This window comes from Pedobacter quisquiliarum (assembly GCF_014642175.1).
In the GTDB taxonomy this organism is placed as follows: Bacteria; Bacteroidota; Bacteroidia; order Sphingobacteriales; family Sphingobacteriaceae; genus Pedobacter; species Pedobacter quisquiliarum.
The window spans coordinates 62,490-79,084 of record NZ_BMIL01000003.1; the positions used below are offsets into that span (position 1 = coordinate 62,490).

At 43.6% G+C, this 16,595-nt stretch carries 16 protein-coding genes; 7 read left to right on the plus strand and 9 right to left on the minus strand.

Annotated elements, in window-relative coordinates; all coding sequences use genetic code 11:
* Position 1: 1 nt before the first annotated feature.
* From rfaE2 to sppA, 5 genes are all read right to left on the minus strand, one after another.
* Positions 2-484 (minus strand): D-glycero-beta-D-manno-heptose 1-phosphate adenylyltransferase, encoded by a 483-nt coding sequence (gene rfaE2 / locus IEW69_RS05040; RefSeq protein WP_188625744.1) that lies wholly within the window; start codon positions 482-484, stop codon positions 2-4.
* Positions 485-519: 35 nt separating this feature from the next.
* Complete coding sequence (gene gmhA, locus IEW69_RS05045) at positions 520-1,074, minus strand: D-sedoheptulose 7-phosphate isomerase (protein ID WP_188625745.1); 555 nt, start codon at positions 1,072-1,074, stop codon at positions 520-522.
* On the minus strand, positions 1,071-2,057 hold the full coding sequence (rfaE1, locus tag IEW69_RS05050; RefSeq protein ID WP_188625746.1) for a D-glycero-beta-D-manno-heptose-7-phosphate kinase: 987 nt from the start codon (positions 2,055-2,057) through the stop codon (positions 1,071-1,073). Before rfaE1 ends, gmhA begins: the two co-directional genes overlap by 4 nt.
* A 102-nt stretch (positions 2,058-2,159) precedes the next feature.
* Positions 2,160-3,854 (minus strand): helix-hairpin-helix domain-containing protein, encoded by a 1,695-nt coding sequence (locus tag IEW69_RS05055; protein WP_188625747.1) that lies wholly within the window; start codon positions 3,852-3,854, stop codon positions 2,160-2,162.
* Positions 3,854-5,623 (minus strand): signal peptide peptidase SppA, encoded by a 1,770-nt coding sequence (gene sppA, locus IEW69_RS05060; protein WP_188625748.1) that lies wholly within the window; start codon positions 5,621-5,623, stop codon positions 3,854-3,856. The genes IEW69_RS05055 and sppA overlap by 1 nt, the downstream gene beginning before the upstream one ends.
* Positions 5,624-5,676: 53 nt before the next feature.
* On the opposite strand from sppA, the gene folK reads away from it, so the two are divergent.
* On the plus strand, positions 5,677-6,171 hold the full coding sequence (folK, locus tag IEW69_RS05065; RefSeq protein WP_188625749.1) for a 2-amino-4-hydroxy-6-hydroxymethyldihydropteridine diphosphokinase: 495 nt from the start codon (positions 5,677-5,679) through the stop codon (positions 6,169-6,171).
* 16 nt (positions 6,172-6,187) lie between these two features.
* Positions 6,188-6,565 carry an Hpt domain-containing protein gene (locus IEW69_RS05070; protein ID WP_188625750.1) on the plus strand — a complete coding sequence of 126 codons (378 nt, stop codon included), beginning with the start codon at positions 6,188-6,190 and terminating at the stop codon, positions 6,563-6,565.
* On the opposite strand, the gene purS is transcribed toward IEW69_RS05070, so the two are convergent.
* The 3 genes from purS to rho are packed head-to-tail and all read right to left on the minus strand — an operon-like array spanning position 6,562 to position 9,220.
* Positions 6,562-6,813 carry a phosphoribosylformylglycinamidine synthase subunit PurS gene (purS, locus tag IEW69_RS05075; RefSeq protein WP_188625751.1) on the minus strand — a complete coding sequence of 84 codons (252 nt, stop codon included), beginning with the start codon at positions 6,811-6,813 and terminating at the stop codon, positions 6,562-6,564. The two genes, IEW69_RS05070 and purS, sit on opposite strands and share 4 nt — an antisense overlap.
* A 20-nt stretch (positions 6,814-6,833) precedes the next feature.
* Positions 6,834-7,520 (minus strand): CDP-diacylglycerol--serine O-phosphatidyltransferase, encoded by a 687-nt coding sequence (gene pssA / locus IEW69_RS05080; protein ID WP_188625752.1) that lies wholly within the window; start codon positions 7,518-7,520, stop codon positions 6,834-6,836.
* A gap of 5 nt (positions 7,521-7,525) precedes the next feature.
* A complete protein-coding gene (gene rho, locus IEW69_RS05085; RefSeq protein WP_188625753.1) occupies positions 7,526-9,220 on the minus strand; it encodes a transcription termination factor Rho in 1,695 nt (564 codons plus the stop codon).
* 268 nt (positions 9,221-9,488) lie between these two features.
* Between rho and pyrF the strand changes: the two genes are divergently transcribed.
* From pyrF to IEW69_RS05100, 3 genes are read left to right on the plus strand one after another with little or no spacing between them, the layout of a single operon-like run.
* Positions 9,489-10,319 carry an orotidine-5'-phosphate decarboxylase gene (gene pyrF / locus IEW69_RS05090; protein WP_188625754.1) on the plus strand — a complete coding sequence of 277 codons (831 nt, stop codon included), beginning with the start codon at positions 9,489-9,491 and terminating at the stop codon, positions 10,317-10,319.
* Positions 10,316-11,212, plus strand: a complete 897-nt coding sequence (locus IEW69_RS05095) for a DMT family transporter (protein WP_229663521.1) — start codon at positions 10,316-10,318, stop codon at positions 11,210-11,212. Before pyrF ends, IEW69_RS05095 begins: the two co-directional genes overlap by 4 nt.
* A 46-nt stretch (positions 11,213-11,258) precedes the next feature.
* Complete coding sequence (locus tag IEW69_RS05100) at positions 11,259-12,542, plus strand: DUF2851 family protein (protein ID WP_188625755.1); 1,284 nt, start codon at positions 11,259-11,261, stop codon at positions 12,540-12,542.
* Between the two features lie 122 nt (positions 12,543-12,664).
* Here the strand turns inward: IEW69_RS05100 and IEW69_RS05105 are convergent, their stop codons facing one another.
* The gene (locus tag IEW69_RS05105) at positions 12,665-13,111 is read right to left on the minus strand and encodes a GreA/GreB family elongation factor (RefSeq protein ID WP_188625756.1); all 447 of its coding nucleotides are present in this window, start codon (positions 13,109-13,111) and stop codon (positions 12,665-12,667) included.
* A 531-nt stretch (positions 13,112-13,642) separates the two neighbouring features.
* Here IEW69_RS05105 and IEW69_RS05110 point away from each other — a divergent pair.
* Both IEW69_RS05110 and IEW69_RS05115 read left to right on the plus strand, forming a co-directional pair.
* The gene (locus IEW69_RS05110; protein ID WP_188625757.1) at positions 13,643-13,864 is read left to right on the plus strand and encodes a PspC domain-containing protein; all 222 of its coding nucleotides are present in this window, start codon (positions 13,643-13,645) and stop codon (positions 13,862-13,864) included.
* A gap of 73 nt (positions 13,865-13,937) precedes the next feature.
* Entirely contained in the window at positions 13,938-16,595 is a 2,658-nt protein-coding gene (locus IEW69_RS05115; protein WP_188625758.1) for an FtsK/SpoIIIE family DNA translocase, read from the plus strand.

The following is a 16,595-nucleotide window of genomic DNA, read 5'->3' on the forward strand; positions in this document are numbered from 1 at the left end:
CTTAGCTGTTTTTTATCTTTTCAATAATTGAACTTGAAGAATAACCTGGCAGAAAACTCAATACTTTGACTTCACCGCCATTAGCGATGGTTTCTTCTGCACCTGCAATTTGTTGGATCTCATAATCGCCACCCTTAATCAAAACATCAGGTTTGATTGCCTTAATCAAATCCAAGGGAGTGTCTTCAGAAAAGAGCACTACGGCATCTACAAAAAACATACTCGCCAGCATCGCCGTCCTACTCAGCTCGTTATTTACAGGTCTGCTTGGACCTTTCAGCTTTTGAACAGAGCTATCGCTGTTCAGACCGACAATCAAGACATCACCGAGACTAGCAGCCTCAGAAAGATAAGCAAGGTGGCCGGCATGCAGCAAATCGAAGCAGCCATTGGTAAAGACAATTCTTTTACCAGATGATCGCCATTCATCGGCTTTGGCGACGATGGCTTCCCTTGAAAATATCTTATCTTCTAAAAACTTCATGGCGCTTGTGTTAAAGTAGGTCGGTAAATTTACGGCTAGTATTCTGCATCAATAGCCTTACAAAAAATATGTCCGATAAGTATATGCATCTCCTGGATTCTTGCGGTCGTATCATCAGGAACAACAATATTCAGATCGCATAACGCGTTCATTTCCCCACCGTCTCTTCCAGAAAGCCCTAAAGTCACACATCCATATTCCTTCGCGGTATGCAGCGCATGAATGATGTTCTTGCTGTTACCACTTGTTGAAATTGCGATTAACAGATCCCCGGGACGTGCCAGTGCGGCAATTTGTCTTGAAAACACGTGGTCGAATCCGTAATCATTAGATATGGCTGTAAGTGCAGACGTGTCTACAGTAAGTGCAATTGCTGGTAGTGCTTTCCGTTCCTTCACGTATCTACCAGTCAGTTCTGCGGCGATATGTTGTGCATCAGCGGCACTTCCACCGTTACCAGCAATCAAAACCTTCGCACCTGAACGCAGAACAGTACTCAGCATATTTGAGCCCTGCTCTATTGCCGGGATCAAGGTTTCAATTACCCGGGATAGGGTTTGTTGGTGACTTTGCAGTTCTTCCACGATCATTTACGTATATTTTTTATGGCATTTATAATTTCGTCAATCGTTGTTGTGGCACTGCCGATCTGTTTGATTACAATAGAAGCAGCAAAGTTTGCATACCTGCAAGCATCTTCGATATCGAAGCCAAGCGACAAACAGTAGGCCAAAGTGGCCATCACAGTATCTCCGGCACCTGTAACGTCGTAAACCTCTGTGGCCACAACCGGCAGAATTTTGGAATCGTCCGGGGTGATGATGGCGATGCCACCTTCCGACAGCGTTACAATCAGGTAGGCTGCAGCCGTGCATTCAAAGATTATGGAAGCAGCGCTTTCAAGGTCCGCCTGGGTGTGAACGCTCACCTTCTTTGCCGCCTCCGCAAGTTCCTTACGGTTTGGTTTAATCAGGTAAGCACCATTGTATTTACTGTAGTCAAGACCCTTAGGATCTACAATGATTTTCTTCCCAAGCGCGTCGCATCGTGCAATGATGGCAAGCGACAATTCAGAAGTAAGCAGACCTTTATTGTAGTCTGATAAAATGACGATGTCTGTTTTTTCAATTGCTTCATCCAGACCGGATAAGAATGTAGCACTAAGTGCAGCAGAGATGTCGTGGATATCTTCTGTGTCGATCCGCACAATCTGGTGGGTACCTGCAATCACACGAGTTTTAACGGTTGTCTTCCTGGAGTCGTCTTTCAAGATCAGGCTCGTTTCAATATTCTTTTCCGACAATATCTCGATGATCTCCGACCCAAAGGTATCATCCCCAAGTATGCCAGCTAAGGTCACCGAAGCACCAAGATCCACTAGATTAGACGCTACATTGGCTGCACCGCCCACAATCTTCCGCTCCCGCTGCACGTTGACAACTGGAACCGGAGCTTCTGGTGAAAGCCTGGTAGCACTACCAAAAATATAGTGGTCCAGCATCAGGTCACCGATAACTAGGATGTTTGGCTTAGGCTTTTCTGAATTTGCTTTTTGAAGTTTTTCTGCAAGCATGCAATTGTATTAATTTTCAAATATAGAGAATACCACCATTAATTAGCTTAATGAAGGACTCCAATCCGGGTCAAGCCGCCTCATTATGGTAGACCCGAACACTTAAATCCCAAAAATACGTGCTTTACGTGCCGCAAAATAGGTGGATATTTCATCCAGTGTTAACGCGTTTAAACATTGTTTAGCTGCTAATCCACCTTTTCTCCCAACGTACACACCATAATGCATGTCTCTGAACTTCTCCATTCTATGGGCATCCGGATTTATGGAAAGCAACACACCTTTTTCTAAAGCATAGCGGTGCCATCTCCAATCCAGATCCAAACGCAAGGGGTTTGCATTGATCTCTATGACCACCCCTTTAGCTGCACAGGCATCAATAACCTTTGCATAATCAATTTCATAACCTTTCCTGCTCAACAGCAAACGGCCTGTTGGGTGCCCTAAAATGGTTGTGTAGGGGTTTTCTATTGCTTTAATTAGCCTTGCTGTTGCTTTCTCCACATCCATTCGCAAATTGCTATGGACCGACGCAACAACGAAGTCGAAGGTTTTAAGTACATCCTCGCTGTAATCCAGGGAGCCATCGTTTAGAATATCGCTCTCAATACCTTTGAATATTTTGAAATTACCCAATTTGGCGTTGAGGGCGTCAATTTCCTTATGCTGCGCTTCAACGCGTGGTTCATATAAACCCTTGGCGTAAAAAGCAGATTTAGAGTGATCACAAATGCCCAGATATCCCAGTGACAACTCATCCCTGCAGTACAAAGCCATTTCTTCTAAACTATGCACACCATCACTCCAGGTGGAGTGGTTGTGTAAACTGCCTTTAAGATCTGCGTAGGTGATCAGTTCGGGTAAGCGCTTGTTCTTAGCGTCTTCAAGAATGTCGGTGCCTTCACGAAGTTCCGGAACAATATAATCCAGACCAGCTTGCTCATATATCGCCTGCTCAGTTGGAAATGGACCCGCGCCAGCTAATTTCAGAACCGCTGCTACGTGTTCAGCAGCACCAGTGCGCTTAAATAAGGTTAAATAAAATTCTTCTTTGTTTACCAAAAACAGGTTTATTCTGATTCCGAATGGACTTTCTGCTACAAAACAGTCCTCATCTGCCACCGTAAACGTCAGTGGACTATAACCCGAAATCTGAGCGGATGCAAAGGAAGGATCGTCAACACCCACTACAAAAGTCAAGTCTTCCACAATCTCGCAATACCTGCGGTAATCGCCAGCGATCTCGATCAATGCTCCACTAGAAACGCTGGCCAGCCATAAAGTAAGTCCTTCCAGTAGTTCCTGCGCAAGTGGTTCTGCCTGGGCATATAGAAATTTGCCCATGCCCGCCATGTTAAACTCAATTAGCCGTTTTACTTCGTCCTGCGTCTTTGCACCGAAACCTTTGGCTTCAATCAAGCGATTTTCATTACAGGCATAATAGAGCTCACCAAGGTTTTCTATGCCCAAATCTTTCCAGATGGTGAGGATCTTTTTCGGTCCAATCCCTTTTAGGCTCAGCATTTCAACAATACCTTCAGGTATCTCTGCAGAGATTCGTTCAATGTCCGACAGCTTGCCGGTTTCCAACAACTCCCAGACCTTAGCGGCCGTACTCTTGCCAAGTCCTTCGATCTTGCTGATCTCCGCTAATGATTTGGTATGTATTGGATAGGGGAGTTTATCAATCTTAATTGCCGCATTGGCAATCGTCTTAATCTTAAAAGAATTCTCTTGCTGCAGCTCCATCAACTGAGATAGTAAACGGAAGCTGCGCGATATTGCTTTGTTTTCCATTAATTAATCCGGATTTCGTATGGTAGTCGTGCCTGCAGGCCAGAATTTAAAACAGCTTTTTTAATCTGCTGATAAATAAGGTAATTGTCACCCAGCTCTTCTTTTGCAAAGTACACGCGCACCTTATCCTCCGTGTTGGAAAGAAACTGGTTCAAAGGCGCAATCTTATCCGGATATTCAACAACCCTGAAATCTTTCACACCTGCTTTTTTTGCAGCGGCGTTAATCGCATCCTGGAAGTTGCCTAAGCGATCTGCCAGACCATTCTTCACAGCATCTCGGCCAACCCAAACTCGACCACCTGCAATAGAGTCCACAGCAGCTTTTGTTTTATTTCTGCCGGATGCAACACGTGTTAAGAATGTATCATAAACATGATTGATGTCCGTCTGGATCAGTGCTCTTTCTGCAGGGGTAAGGGGACGATATGTACTCATAATATCCGCATACTTGCCGGTTTTAACATTGTCGAAAGTGATACCCAGTTTGTTATTCAGCAGATTCTGGAAGTTTGGAATGATACCGAATACCCCGATAGAGCCAGTGATGGTATTTGGCTGCACGAAAATGGAATCCGCCGCTACACCCATATAGTAACCACCAGAAGCAGCTACATCTCCAAAGGAAGCAATAACAGGCTTCACTTTTCTGCTCAGTTCAACTTCACGCCACATAACGTCTGATGCCAAAGCACTTCCACCGCCACTATTAATACGTAAAACAATTCCCTTTATCGAGCTGTCTTGTCTTGCCTTCCTGATTTCTCTTGATATTCTTTCTGAACCAATCGATTCATCCGAACCTTCACCTCCAATGATATCGCCATTTGCAAAAATCACTGCAATTTTATCCTTTGTAGAGTAATCTCCCGAAGAGACACTTTCCGCATAGTCATTTATAGAAACTGTATTTAACGTCTTCTTCCCAGAACGCCCACTTAACTTCTTAAGTTCCTCAATCACCTCATCTTTATAACGCAGACCATCAACCATTTTGTAAGTCAATGCATCATTCGCCAGCTGGATCTTGTAATTGTTGGCGTAAGCATATAGACTGTCTTTAGCAATCTTCCTGGAGTCCGCAATTGCGGAGATGAATACATCGTACAAACCACCTACATACGCGCTTACTTGTTGACGATTGAAGTCGCTCATCTTCTCATTGATGAAAGGCTCTACAGCACTCTTATAATTGCCCACGCGGATAATCTGTGCTTCTACACCAAGCTTTTCTAAAGCACCCTTAAAGAACATCAGCTCAGAACTGAAACCTTTGAATTCCATAGATCCTTGTGGATTCAAATAAACCTTATCTGCTGCAGATGCAAGGTAGTAAGCATCCTGATTGTACAATTCGCTGTAGGCGAGTACCGTCTTTTTACTTTTTTTGAAATCAAGCAAGGCGTCACGAACTTCTTTTAATGTTGCTTTACCTGCCATAGGCGCTGAAACATTCAGATAAATACATTTAATGTTATCATCCGTCTTCGCTTTTTCAAGCGCCTTTATTAAGTCATGAAATCCAATTGATTTGCCCAAACCAGAACCTAGAAATGGAACATTATCAAACTTACCATCTGGGGTACGTTCCAATATGGCCTGATCCATATTCATAAAGAGAACAGTGTTGGCAGTGGTTTCAACCTTTTTGTCTTTGCCAATCGTAGATATAATGCCTGCTAGAATGATGAAACAAAAGATGATGACCAGGACAATTGATATTACAAATCCCACGACTGTGGCAAAAACATACTTAAAAAATTCTCTCATATGAAGGTTTAGTATTTAATTTGTAAATATAGTAATAAGGACTTCGGTTTAATATGGTTTTAGAGTACAAAGAGGTCTATATGTTACTGGGAAGTAACCTTGGTGACCGCGAGATGATGATGCAGCAGGCGGTAGAGCGAATAGAAGCTGAAATAGGGGTGATTAGTGCAAGGTCTGCATACTATGAAACCGAACCCTGGGGGAATACAAATCAGCCCCCATTTATCAATATGGCCATCGCGGTGCGTACCTGGATGCCGCCATTGGAAGTCCTTGAAACGGCATTAAACATCGAAAAGTCATTGGGCAGGAAACGTCTGGTCAGGTGGGGGTCCAGAACCATAGACATCGATTTGATCTTTTATGCAGATGATATTATCGCCATTGAAGATAAACTCTACATCCCACACCCGGAGATGCAGAACCGAAGGTTCGTGCTTGAACCACTCGCCGAAATTGCAGCCGATTACATACATCCGGTGTTAAAGAAAAGCATCAAAGAATTGTTGCAATCTTTAATGGATATTACAAGCGTTGAAAAGATATAATTTCTATTATTGCACTATGATCGATAAAGCTAAGAATACCGAGCCTTTAGACCTGTCTTACTTGAGAGATATGTCTGGTGACAGCATTGAATTCATGATTGAGATGATTGACATGTTTAAACAGCAAACACCCATCTACATCAATGACCTGGCTGCTGCGCTTAAAGAACAAAATTGGGCGAAGGTTGCAAGTTGTGCACACAAAATAAAACCCACGTTTGCTTACGTAGGTCGTGATGATGCAAAAAATCACATGCAGCTTATGGAGCACAACGCACGTGATCAAAAAGATGTAGAGACGCTGCCAACTGCACTTCAGGAATTAAATAGCTTTATCGAAATCCTCAACGTGCAGTTAGACACTGCGAAATCTGAACTACAAAAGCAGCTTTAAACAGCTGCAATTTTAAATTCATAGCTTTCCATAATCAGGTTAGCTAAAAGTTGCTTGCAAGCACGATCAACTTTCTCGCTCGCTTCCACCTCTGTAGCGGCCTCAACCTCCAGGCTGATGTGTTTACCTACACGGACATTGGTGATCTCGCTTAAACCAATATTTTTCATGCTACCCGTTACCGCTTTTCCCTGAGGGTCAAGAATCTCTTTTTTTGGCATTACGTCAATCTGTGCAATAAATTTCATTGGTCTGTTTTTAAATGATGTTAGTTATATGGGTTGTTTCTAAAATGAACAAAAGAACTTAAAATGTATAGGATCAATACAAATGGTATGGCGGCAAATTTAAGAAAAGCAATCAAGACTGCTGACACGATCAGGAAAACGAATTTGATTTTATTATCCGCCCAGGACATGGTCCCAAATTTCAGCGAGTAAATCCGAATCTCCGAAATCAGCAGCCAGCTCATCAGTATGGTAAGACATACCAGCAGTAACGTACTGCCAATAAGCGCTGGGTATTCTCTTTGAATAAAGGGCAACGATACAATAAACAAGGTATTCATCGGCGTATTCAAGCCTATGAAATCCTCTGTTTGCCTGGTGTCTATATTAAATTTAGCCAGTCGGAGACAAGAAAAGATGGTGATCAGAAAGCCGAAAAAAGGCAGGTACTCAAAGGTGCTGTGACTCTGTTCAAGTAACTTAAACATCACCACACCCGGCAAAAAGCCGAAGCTAACCATATCAGCCAATGAATCCAGCTCTTTTCCGATCGGAGATTTCACGTTCAGGATCCTGGCCATGTTACCATCAAAGAAGTCAAAAATCCCCGAAATCAGCACGGCATAAGCCGCAATATCCAGCCGGTTTTGAAATGCATAAACAATCCCGACACAACCAGATAGCAAGTTGGCACATGTTAATGCATTGGGAATATGTTTTTTTATCATTCTAATTAGCTATTCATTGAAATAAGAAATTCTTCATTGCTCTTGGTATTTCTAATTTGAGCCTGAACAAATTCCATCGCTTCCTGCGCATTCATGTCAGCTAAATGGTTACGTAAAATCCAAACACGTTGAAGCGTATCTCTATCGTGCAGCAAATCATCTCTTCTGGTGCTTGATGCCGTAATGTCGATAGCAGGGAAGATACGTTTGTTCGATAGCTTACGATCCAGCTGAAGTTCCATGTTACCCGTTCCTTTGAACTCTTCAAAGATAACTTCGTCCATTTTAGAGCCGGTTTCTGTTAAAGCAGTTGCCAGAATGGTAAGTGATCCACCTTTTTCTATGTTACGTGCCGCTCCAAAGAAACGTTTAGGCTTATGCAATGCATTTGCATCCACACCACCAGATAAAATCTTTCCGGAAGCTGGGGCAGTGGTATTGTATGCACGCGCCAAACGTGTGATGGAATCCAATAAGATCACAACATCATGTCCACATTCTACAAGGCGTTTTGCTTTCTCCAATACGATGTTGGCAATCTTTACATGTCTTTCTGCAGGCTCGTCAAAAGTAGAAGCAATAACTTCAGCTCTTACACTACGCGCCATATCCGTAACCTCTTCCGGACGCTCATCAATTAACAGGATGATCAGGTAAACTTCCGGGTGATTCTTAGCGATTGCATTTGCAACTTCCTTAAGCAGGTTGGTTTTACCAGTTTTTGGTTGTGCCACGATTAAGCCACGCTGACCTTTACCAATTGGGGTAAAAAGATCGATGATGCGGGTGGAGTAGTTGTTGGATTCCGTGAATAGGTTTAAACGCTCCTGTGGAAACAAAGGCGTAAGGTAATCAAAAGGTACACGATCCCGCACATCTGCAGGTGTACGGCCATTGATGGTTTCTACACGAACAAGTGGAAAGTACTTTTCGCCTTCTTTTGGCGGGCGAATACTGCCTTTTACCGTATCACCGGTTTTCAATCCAAAAAGTTTGATTTGAGACTGTGATACATAAATATCATCTGGTGAGGATAGGTAGTTGTAATCTGCCGATCTAAGGAAACCATAGCCATCAGGCATAATTTCCAGTACACCTTCATTGGTAATGGTATTATCAAAGTCTAGGTTTGAATAGCTATTCTCTGCTTGCTTCGCATGATTAGGATTCTTAGGACGGTTTTCTTCACGTGCTGGTCTGGCCTCTTTCGGCTTTGCAGGTCTGTTCTGATTACCATCTATCTTGTTGCGATGTGGTGCAGGCCTTTCTTCAGTGGTTTTTGAAGGTTGTTCTGCTGGAACAGCAGGGCTTGCAGCTGCTTCGTTTTCAACCGCTTCTACGGGCTCCGCAATTTCGGTTACCTGCTCTACTTCAGGCAACACTTGCACCTCAGTTTCGCGAGGTACTTCAGGCGCAAAAAGCGTATTGCCTGGGGACGTAACTTCATCTTTAGCCGCAATTCTGGTGCGCTTGCGAACTGGCTTGTCTATTGTGGCAGACTTGGTTAACCGTGCTTTTGGCGCTTTTACTTCAGCAACCGTTTCGACAGGTGCACTGTTGTAATCCTGTTCAGAGATCTGGGAAATGATTTCAACGAGTTCTGCTTTGCGAAGGGCGTCAGGGTTTAAAATGCCATTAGCTTTGGCAAGCTCACGCAGTTCAGCCGTAAGCTTTTCATTTAATTCTGTTTTGTTAAACATTATATGGTTGTAGAGAAATTTGTATGAAGGAAGTTTTCAATTGTGTAAAGCAATTAAATGCAATTATAAAATGTGAAATAGTACAATTTAAAATCGAGAATTTCTGATTGTTCAGATGAACTATAGAGAATTATGGTGCAATTGTATGTATAACTTATCTATTCTCCAAAAAAAACTCAAATTAACAGGTACGTTTTTCTCTTCCTACCACCAATTAGGTGCCAAATTCCATAGATTAATTGTCATATTTGTGCGCAAAATACCGCATATGAATAAAGATCAACTATTTGAACAGATAAAGGCCAAGAAATCTTTTTTATGCATCGGGCTTGATCCTGCACTGGAAAAGCTTCCTAAACACTTATTAAAGTACGAAAATCCAGTACTAACGTTCAACAAAGAGATCATCGATGCCACCAAAGATCTTTGTGTAGCTTACAAGCCAAATACCGCATTTTATGAGTGCATGGGTTTAAAAGGTTGGGAAACTTTGATCGAAACCTGGAAATATATTCCCCAGGATATCTTCAGCATTGCCGATGCAAAGCGTGGAGACATTGGCAATACATCCGCGATGTATGCAGAAGCCTTCTTCAATCAAACACAATCGGGCATGGGCTTCGACGCCATTACCGTAGCTCCTTACATGGGTAAGGATTCTGTAGAACCATTCCTGAAGTTTAAAGACAAATGGGTAATCCTGCTCGCACTAACCTCCAATCCGGGAAGTAATGACTTCCAGCAGCAGGATGGCAGCAGCGGGAAGTTATACGAAACTGTGCTTCAAACTGCTTCGGGATGGGCCAACAGCGATCAGATCATGTATGTTGTTGGTGCAACTAAGGGTGCCGAATTAAAGAACGTACGCAAATTTGCGCCCGACAATTTCCTGCTTGTTCCAGGTGTTGGTGCGCAGGGCGGAAACCTGGATGAAGTTTGCGAAAACGGACTTAATGATCAATGTGGTTTGCTGATCAACTCTTCAAGAGGCATCATCTATGCGGGCTACGGAAAAGATTTTGCAGAAAAGGCCCGTGAGGAAGCATTGAAATTACAAGTAGAAATGGAAGCATGGCTGCGCCGTGCGAACTTAATATGATCTCAAAAAAACTCGACGTCAAGCTTGCCCTTGCAATGCTTGGCGTAGCAGTAATCTGGGGTACAACATACCTGGGCATCCGCATTGCCGTGCACAGCATTCCGCCGTGGTTTGTTACTGCAATCCGGCAAAGCTGCGCTTCCCTGATCTTGCTGGTTTACCTGCTGAAAAGAGGGGAGCTCGTGTGGATCAGCTGGCCGCATGCCAGACGGCAGATGTTATTATCCTTGCTCATGATTGTTGTGGCCAACGGCCTGACTACCCTGGCTGAAAAGAACATCTCTTCTGGGCTCGCTTCATTACTCAATTCCCTTTCTCCACTTTGCGTGTTTATAGGAAGTGTTGCAATCGGTATTCAAAAGCCATCCATAAAAGGCATCGTAGGGGTTATGCTCGGCTTGCTGGGGGTTGGCTTCATCTTCCGGGATGGCTTACAGGACTTCCTGGATCCAGAATACCGGCAGGGGATCATGATCATGGGATTGGCCGTCACCGGCTGGTCTGTAGGTACGATCTACATTAAAAAGCATACACATAAGACACCAAATATCTTCCTGGACCTTTTCTACCAGTTCGTGTTTTCAGCTGTTGTTCAGTTAATGTTGGCCTTCATTTTCTCTGGTGATACAGATGTTAAAACCTGGGAAATGCCGAGCATGGCGGCAGTGTTGTATCTGGGTGTCTTCGGTTCTGTGCTGGGCTTCTTTTGCTACCATTATGTGCTAAAGCGCGTCACGGCAATACAAGCAAGCATTTTGTCATACTTCAATACCATCATCGCGATATTTTTGGGTTGGCTAATCCTTAGTGAGCAGATTACTATAGATCTGTTATTTGCTACAGTATTAATTATAGCGGGTGTATTCATAACGAATTACACTAAAAAATATTAATATTAACCCTTACAATATATAATTCTTTTAAGTTAAGTTTACCTTTATGGATTTAAAGGAAGACTTTTTAAGTTTTATCTGGCAGTTCCGGCAGTATAAAACACAGGATCTGCGCACCACAAGTGGTGATGAACTTCAGGTATTAACCGTAGGCCAGCCTAATAAACATGCCGGTCCGGATTTCTTTAATGCAAAGGTGGTTGTCGCAGGAACGACCTGGATCGGCAATGTGGAAATCCATGTTCGCTCTTCGGAATGGATCGGCCACGGTCATGAACAAGACCTTGCCTATAACAACGTGATTTTGCACGTGGTGCTGGAGAACGATCTGCCAGTTCAGCGTGCAGATGGATCATTCATGCCAACACTCGAGCTCAAATCCATATTTCACCAGCACATACTTGAAAATTACAATGGGCTGGTAGAAGTTCGTCGACCTTTTCCGTGTCATGCCCAACTGCAGGCCGTTGATCCTGTGGTTTTCCATTCCACCTGCTCCAGGATGTTGATTGAGCGCCTTGAATCGAAGTCAAGCGAGGTGCGGGAAAAGCTTGATCAATATAAAGGTGACTGGGAAGCCACTTTCAATTTCTTTCTGGCAAGAAGCTTTGGATTTAAAGTTAATGCACTTCCGTTTGAGGTATTAGCGTCTTCGTTCGACATGCAACTCTATGCAAAGTACCGGGATGCGCCATTGCAAACAGAGGCTTTGATCTTCGGCCAAGCGGGATTCTTAGCGCAGGACTTCAATGATGCCTACCCGGCACAGCTCCGAAGGGAGTACATCTTCCTTCAACAGAAACATGGACTCAAACCTATGGAGGTTTCCATTTGGAAGTTTTTACGAATGCGGCCCACTGGTTTTCCGACTGTACGGCTCGCACAATTTGCGGCACTAATGAACGCTTCAGAACATCTATTTTCAAGAATGCTGCACAGCAGCGACCTTAAAGATCTTAAGCTAATCCTGTGTAAACTGCCAATTCATTCGTATTGGAAAGCGCATTACCATTTCGAAAAGCAGGCCCCGGCTTTTGTACCTCAACTCGGTAGTGCATCTATCGAGAGCATCATCATCAATGCCATGTGCCTGATCACGTTTAGCTACGGTCGCATCATGGATTTGGAATCGTACATGGAAAAGGCAGTGTCCATACTGGAACAGCTACCTGCAGAGCAAAACCATGTACTTAGGCAGTACAGATCTGCTGGCCTAAAAATAGAAACCGCCTTTACTTCACAAGCTTTGCTGCAGTTGAACAAGCGATATTGCGCCAATATGCAATGTCTTCGATGCGGCATCGGTGTACATCTCTTAAAAAGGACATAGGAAAGGTGCAGACTTTACAGGGACTCCACAGGGGGCAAACAGGGTCCCGACAGGGGGTTAACAGGGCCATAGCCTAGTCAACCCCCTGCGAAGACCTTGCGGGAGGGTTCTGGACCGATTGTTTACCCTATATTTGTTGATATGGCGTGTTGATTTTGCGTTGTTGCTGCTGCTGCAATGTTGATTGCGGCAGGGTTTCTAACCTCCAGAACTTTGAACGTACGTAGACCATTGGGCATTTCCCATTGGATTTCCGCACCGGTTCTATAGCCAAATAATGCAATGCCGATAGGCACATAGATGGATAATTTGCCCTCGCGCATATTAGCCTGATTTGGGTTTACGAGTTGATAGTTAAACTCCTGTCCCGTTTCCATATCCTTAAAGCGGATCTCAGAGTGCAGAGAAATTACATCATCCGGTAGTTCTTCCTGCTTTAAGACAACAGCGTTTTTAAGCTCGTCTTTAAGCTTCTGCTTGTTAAAAGCGGACAGGTTTGTGCTTGATTTTAGGTGTGTTTTTAGAAGGTCCAGGTTTTTCCTGGAAATCATCAAAGGTTCCTTTTTCATAAGTTTTAAATAAGATTGTTCAGCTAGACACTAGCGGAACGTTGTGAATAATAAAGGTTAGCAGCAAATTAATTGCATAGCAAATAAGCTTGAGTACGTACCCCAAGCCAACAAACGTTAAGGCTGGGGTTTACTTAATAAAGTCTTTACTGCTTTTGAGGAATGAGTCACCTAAACCGTGCTTGATAGACAATACACGGGCGTACATAGCTAAAGCCATACGCAGCGATTGCGCATAGAGAAGGGTAGCAGGCATATGTAGTTTTTCTGGTCTCACAATTGGCAATATAGGGCTTTAAAATTATAAAAGCGAATACAGGATGAGAATTGTTGAATTAACCTGCTAGCTGGCAGGGGTTTAGCAAACTTTCGGTTAATTGTTGTATTTGCTTGCTGGCACTTAATTGAGCGGAGCATAAAGCTAAAAACCAGATCTTATATTTTTCAGACGGCACATTTCTTGTAGAATTATTTCGAATTTTTTACTAGATTTAAATAAGTCACACGGACAGCCTATAGCACCATCAGACAATGTTCCAAAAAGTTTTAACCTTTTTTGAAAAGCAAAGCTTCGGTGTTTGCACTTATTTAGCAGATAAACTAAATATGTCCATCAGCAAGATCAGGTTGTTTTTTATATACGCCTCCTTCCTGGCTGTCGGATTTCCCATCGTCTTTTATGTGCTCGCAGCACTTGTATTAGACATCAGACACTATATTAAGAAGATCCGTCTAAGAATTTGGGATCTATAGTTAAGTCTGTATAAATTCCCCGGACATACAAGTATATATTTATATTTGTTGATCAAATTACTTTTTACCACAAATGGCGCAAAGGGCAAATCAATTTAAGTCTAACTCCTTCAAAAACGAATCTTCGAATAAGCAATTTGCCAATCGCTTTGCCGGGGAAAAGAAGTCCCGCCTGAATGTGCTACCTTCATTGGATCTTCAGGACGGAAGATTTGTGAAGATCCTCGGCCTGTTCTTCGTGGTGCTTTCCTTGTATTTCCTGATCGCATTTACCTCTTATCTGTTCACCTGGCAAGAGGATCAAAGCTATGTTATTGATGCAAATGGCGGCTGGAGCAACTTATTTAAGAGCACAGAAGAGCTTAAAAGCATCAAAGGGGGAGCCATTGTGCAAAACTGGCTCGGTAAATTTGGTGCATTATTATCGCATCAGTTTATTTACGAGTGGTTCGGTTTAGCCTCCTTTCTATTTGTCCTGGTCTTTTTTGTCATCGGTTACAGGCTCCTGTTTAAAGTTAAAATCTTTGGTCTGGAGAAGACCTTCGGATACAGCCTTTTTTTCCTGCTTTTCACCTCTTTGGGTCTCGGCTTTGCCCATGCCTTTTTTGGGGATGCACCGCATTATCTGGAAGGTGAGTTTGGCTACTGGACGAATAAACTGCTTACCCTGCAGATTGGTGTAGCCGGTGTAGCGGGACTACTTACTTTCTTAGCATTGTCAATTCTTATCATTGCCTATAACATAGACTTCAAAATGCCGGAGATGAGACGCGGCGAAAAGGATTTTGAGAAACCTGAACTGCCTGAACAGCCAGATTTGGAGGAAGAAGTACTATCAAGACCAGTGGAATTTAATGTTAATCCAAACCGGCCGGTAAATACCAGGCGACCACAGAATGTGGTGATAACACCTGAGAAGCCAGGCCCTGTGTTTGAACATGAAGTGCTTGCATCGACAGCTGCAGCTTCCGCCTTTGGTGCCACAACGGCAGCGGCAACCGCGGTATCTGCAAGTGCTGCGGCTGCACCTATCGTTTCAATGGAGGCAAATACACCAATTGTATTGTCAACAACGGTTGATAAGCCAAACACCATGCGTCCTAACCTTAATTTTGATCGGGGTGTGGAGTTGGAGGCAGAAAAGGCTGTGCCGGAATTAACAATTGAAAAGACAGAAGAGGAGAAGAAGTCCGAACAGCTCGTTGAGCAATTTGGTACTTATGATCCAACCCTGGATTTAGCAAGCTATAAATATCCGCATCTGGAGCTACTGGAAAATTACGGATCAAACAAGATTTCAGTGAATGCCGATGAGTTGGAGGCGAATAAGAATAAGATCGTTGAGACGCTAAACCACTATAACATCGAGATCGATAAGATTAAGGCTACCATTGGTCCAACAGTAACCTTGTACGAGATTATTCCGGCACCAGGGGTGCGTATTTCGAAAATTAAGAACCTTGAGGATGATATCGCGTTGAGCCTTGCGGCTTTGGGTATCCGTATCATTGCGCCAATGCCTGGTAAGGGAACCATCGGTATCGAGGTGCCAAATATGCATCCTGAGATGGTTTCTATGCGGAGTATCCTGGCGACTGAAAAGTTCCAGACGACGACCATGGACCTGCCAATAGCCTTAGGTAAGACCATTTCGAATGAAGTCTATATTGCAGATCTATCCAAAATGCCCCACTTGCTTGTGGCTGGTGCGACAGGTCAGGGTAAGTCTGTTGGTATAAACGCGATATTGGTTTCTCTACTTTTCAAAAAACACCCTTCGCAGCTGAAATTCGTGTTGGTGGATCCGAAGAAAGTAGAATTAACATTATTCAATAAAATTGAACGCCACTTCCTGGCTAAGCTTCCAGGTGAGGCTGATGCAATTATAACGGATACGAAGAAGGTTATCAACACCTTGAATTCCCTTTGTATCGAAATGGATCAGCGTTATGACTTGCTGAAAGATGCACAAGTCCGCAATTTAAAGGAGTATAACGACAAATTCATAAGAAGGAAGTTAAATCCGAACAATGCTCACCGTTTTCTGCCGTACATTGTGCTGGTTGTGGATGAGTTTGCAGATTTGATGATGACCGCAGGTAAAGAAGTGGAAACACCAATCGCGAGGCTCGCACAACTTGCCCGTGCCGTTGGTATTCACCTGGTGCTTGCAACGCAAAGACCTTCAGTAAACATCATCACTGGTACGATCAAGGCCAACTTCCCGGCGAGATTAGCATTTAGGGTATTGTCTAAAATTGATTCAAGGACCATTCTGGACAGCGGCGGTGCTGATCAGTTGATTGGTAGGGGAGATATGCTGTTATCTACAGGAAATGATCTGATCAGGCTGCAATGTGCGTTTGTAGATACCCCGGAAGTGGACCGTATATCTGAATTCATCGGAAATCAGCGTGGGTATCCTGAAGCCTATCAGCTTCCGGAGTATATCGACGAAGCTGCTGAGAATTCGAAGATGGACTTCAATGCATCTGATCGTGACGCCATGTTCGAAGATGCAGCGAGGCTTATCGTAATGCATCAGCAGGGGTCTACTTCACTTATCCAGCGTAAGCTGAAACTAGGTTACAACAGAGCCGGGCGGATTATCGACCAGCTGGAAGCAGCAGGTGTGGTTGGGCCCTTCGAAGGCAGTAAGGCCCGGGAAGTTTTACTTCCGGATGATTACGCTTTGGAACAGTTCTTGAATAACCTGGATAAAGAAAATTAA

Bases quoted from the DNA above. Each gene is read 5' to 3' on its own strand.
- IEW69_RS05055 (WP_188625747.1), bottom strand. From the start codon at position 3,854: ATGGAAAACAAAGCAATATCGCGCAGCTTCCGTTTACTATCTCAGTTG.
- pyrF (WP_188625754.1), top strand. From the start codon at position 9,489: ATGAATAAAGATCAACTATTTGAACAGATAAAGGCCAAGAAATCTTTT.
- IEW69_RS05115 (WP_188625758.1), top strand. From the start codon at position 13,938: ATGGCGCAAAGGGCAAATCAATTTAAGTCTAACTCCTTCAAAAACGAA.
- IEW69_RS05095 (WP_229663521.1), top strand. From the start codon at position 10,316: ATGATCTCAAAAAAACTCGACGTCAAGCTTGCCCTTGCAATGCTTGGC.
- rfaE1 (WP_188625746.1), bottom strand. From the start codon at position 2,057: ATGCTTGCAGAAAAACTTCAAAAAGCAAATTCAGAAAAGCCTAAGCCA.
- rfaE2 (WP_188625744.1), bottom strand. From the start codon at position 484: ATGAAGTTTTTAGAAGATAAGATATTTTCAAGGGAAGCCATCGTCGCC.
- IEW69_RS05110 (WP_188625757.1), top strand. From the start codon at position 13,643: ATGTTCCAAAAAGTTTTAACCTTTTTTGAAAAGCAAAGCTTCGGTGTT.
- folK (WP_188625749.1), top strand. From the start codon at position 5,677: ATGGTTTTAGAGTACAAAGAGGTCTATATGTTACTGGGAAGTAACCTT.
- IEW69_RS05100 (WP_188625755.1), top strand. From the start codon at position 11,259: ATGGATTTAAAGGAAGACTTTTTAAGTTTTATCTGGCAGTTCCGGCAG.
- sppA (WP_188625748.1), bottom strand. From the start codon at position 5,623: ATGAGAGAATTTTTTAAGTATGTTTTTGCCACAGTCGTGGGATTTGTA.
- pssA (WP_188625752.1), bottom strand. From the start codon at position 7,520: ATGATAAAAAAACATATTCCCAATGCATTAACATGTGCCAACTTGCTA.
- purS (WP_188625751.1), bottom strand. From the start codon at position 6,813: ATGAAATTTATTGCACAGATTGACGTAATGCCAAAAAAAGAGATTCTT.
- rho (WP_188625753.1), bottom strand. From the start codon at position 9,220: ATGTTTAACAAAACAGAATTAAATGAAAAGCTTACGGCTGAACTGCGT.
- IEW69_RS05105 (WP_188625756.1), bottom strand. From the start codon at position 13,111: ATGAAAAAGGAACCTTTGATGATTTCCAGGAAAAACCTGGACCTTCTA.
- IEW69_RS05070 (WP_188625750.1), top strand. From the start codon at position 6,188: ATGATCGATAAAGCTAAGAATACCGAGCCTTTAGACCTGTCTTACTTG.
- gmhA (WP_188625745.1), bottom strand. From the start codon at position 1,074: ATGATCGTGGAAGAACTGCAAAGTCACCAACAAACCCTATCCCGGGTA.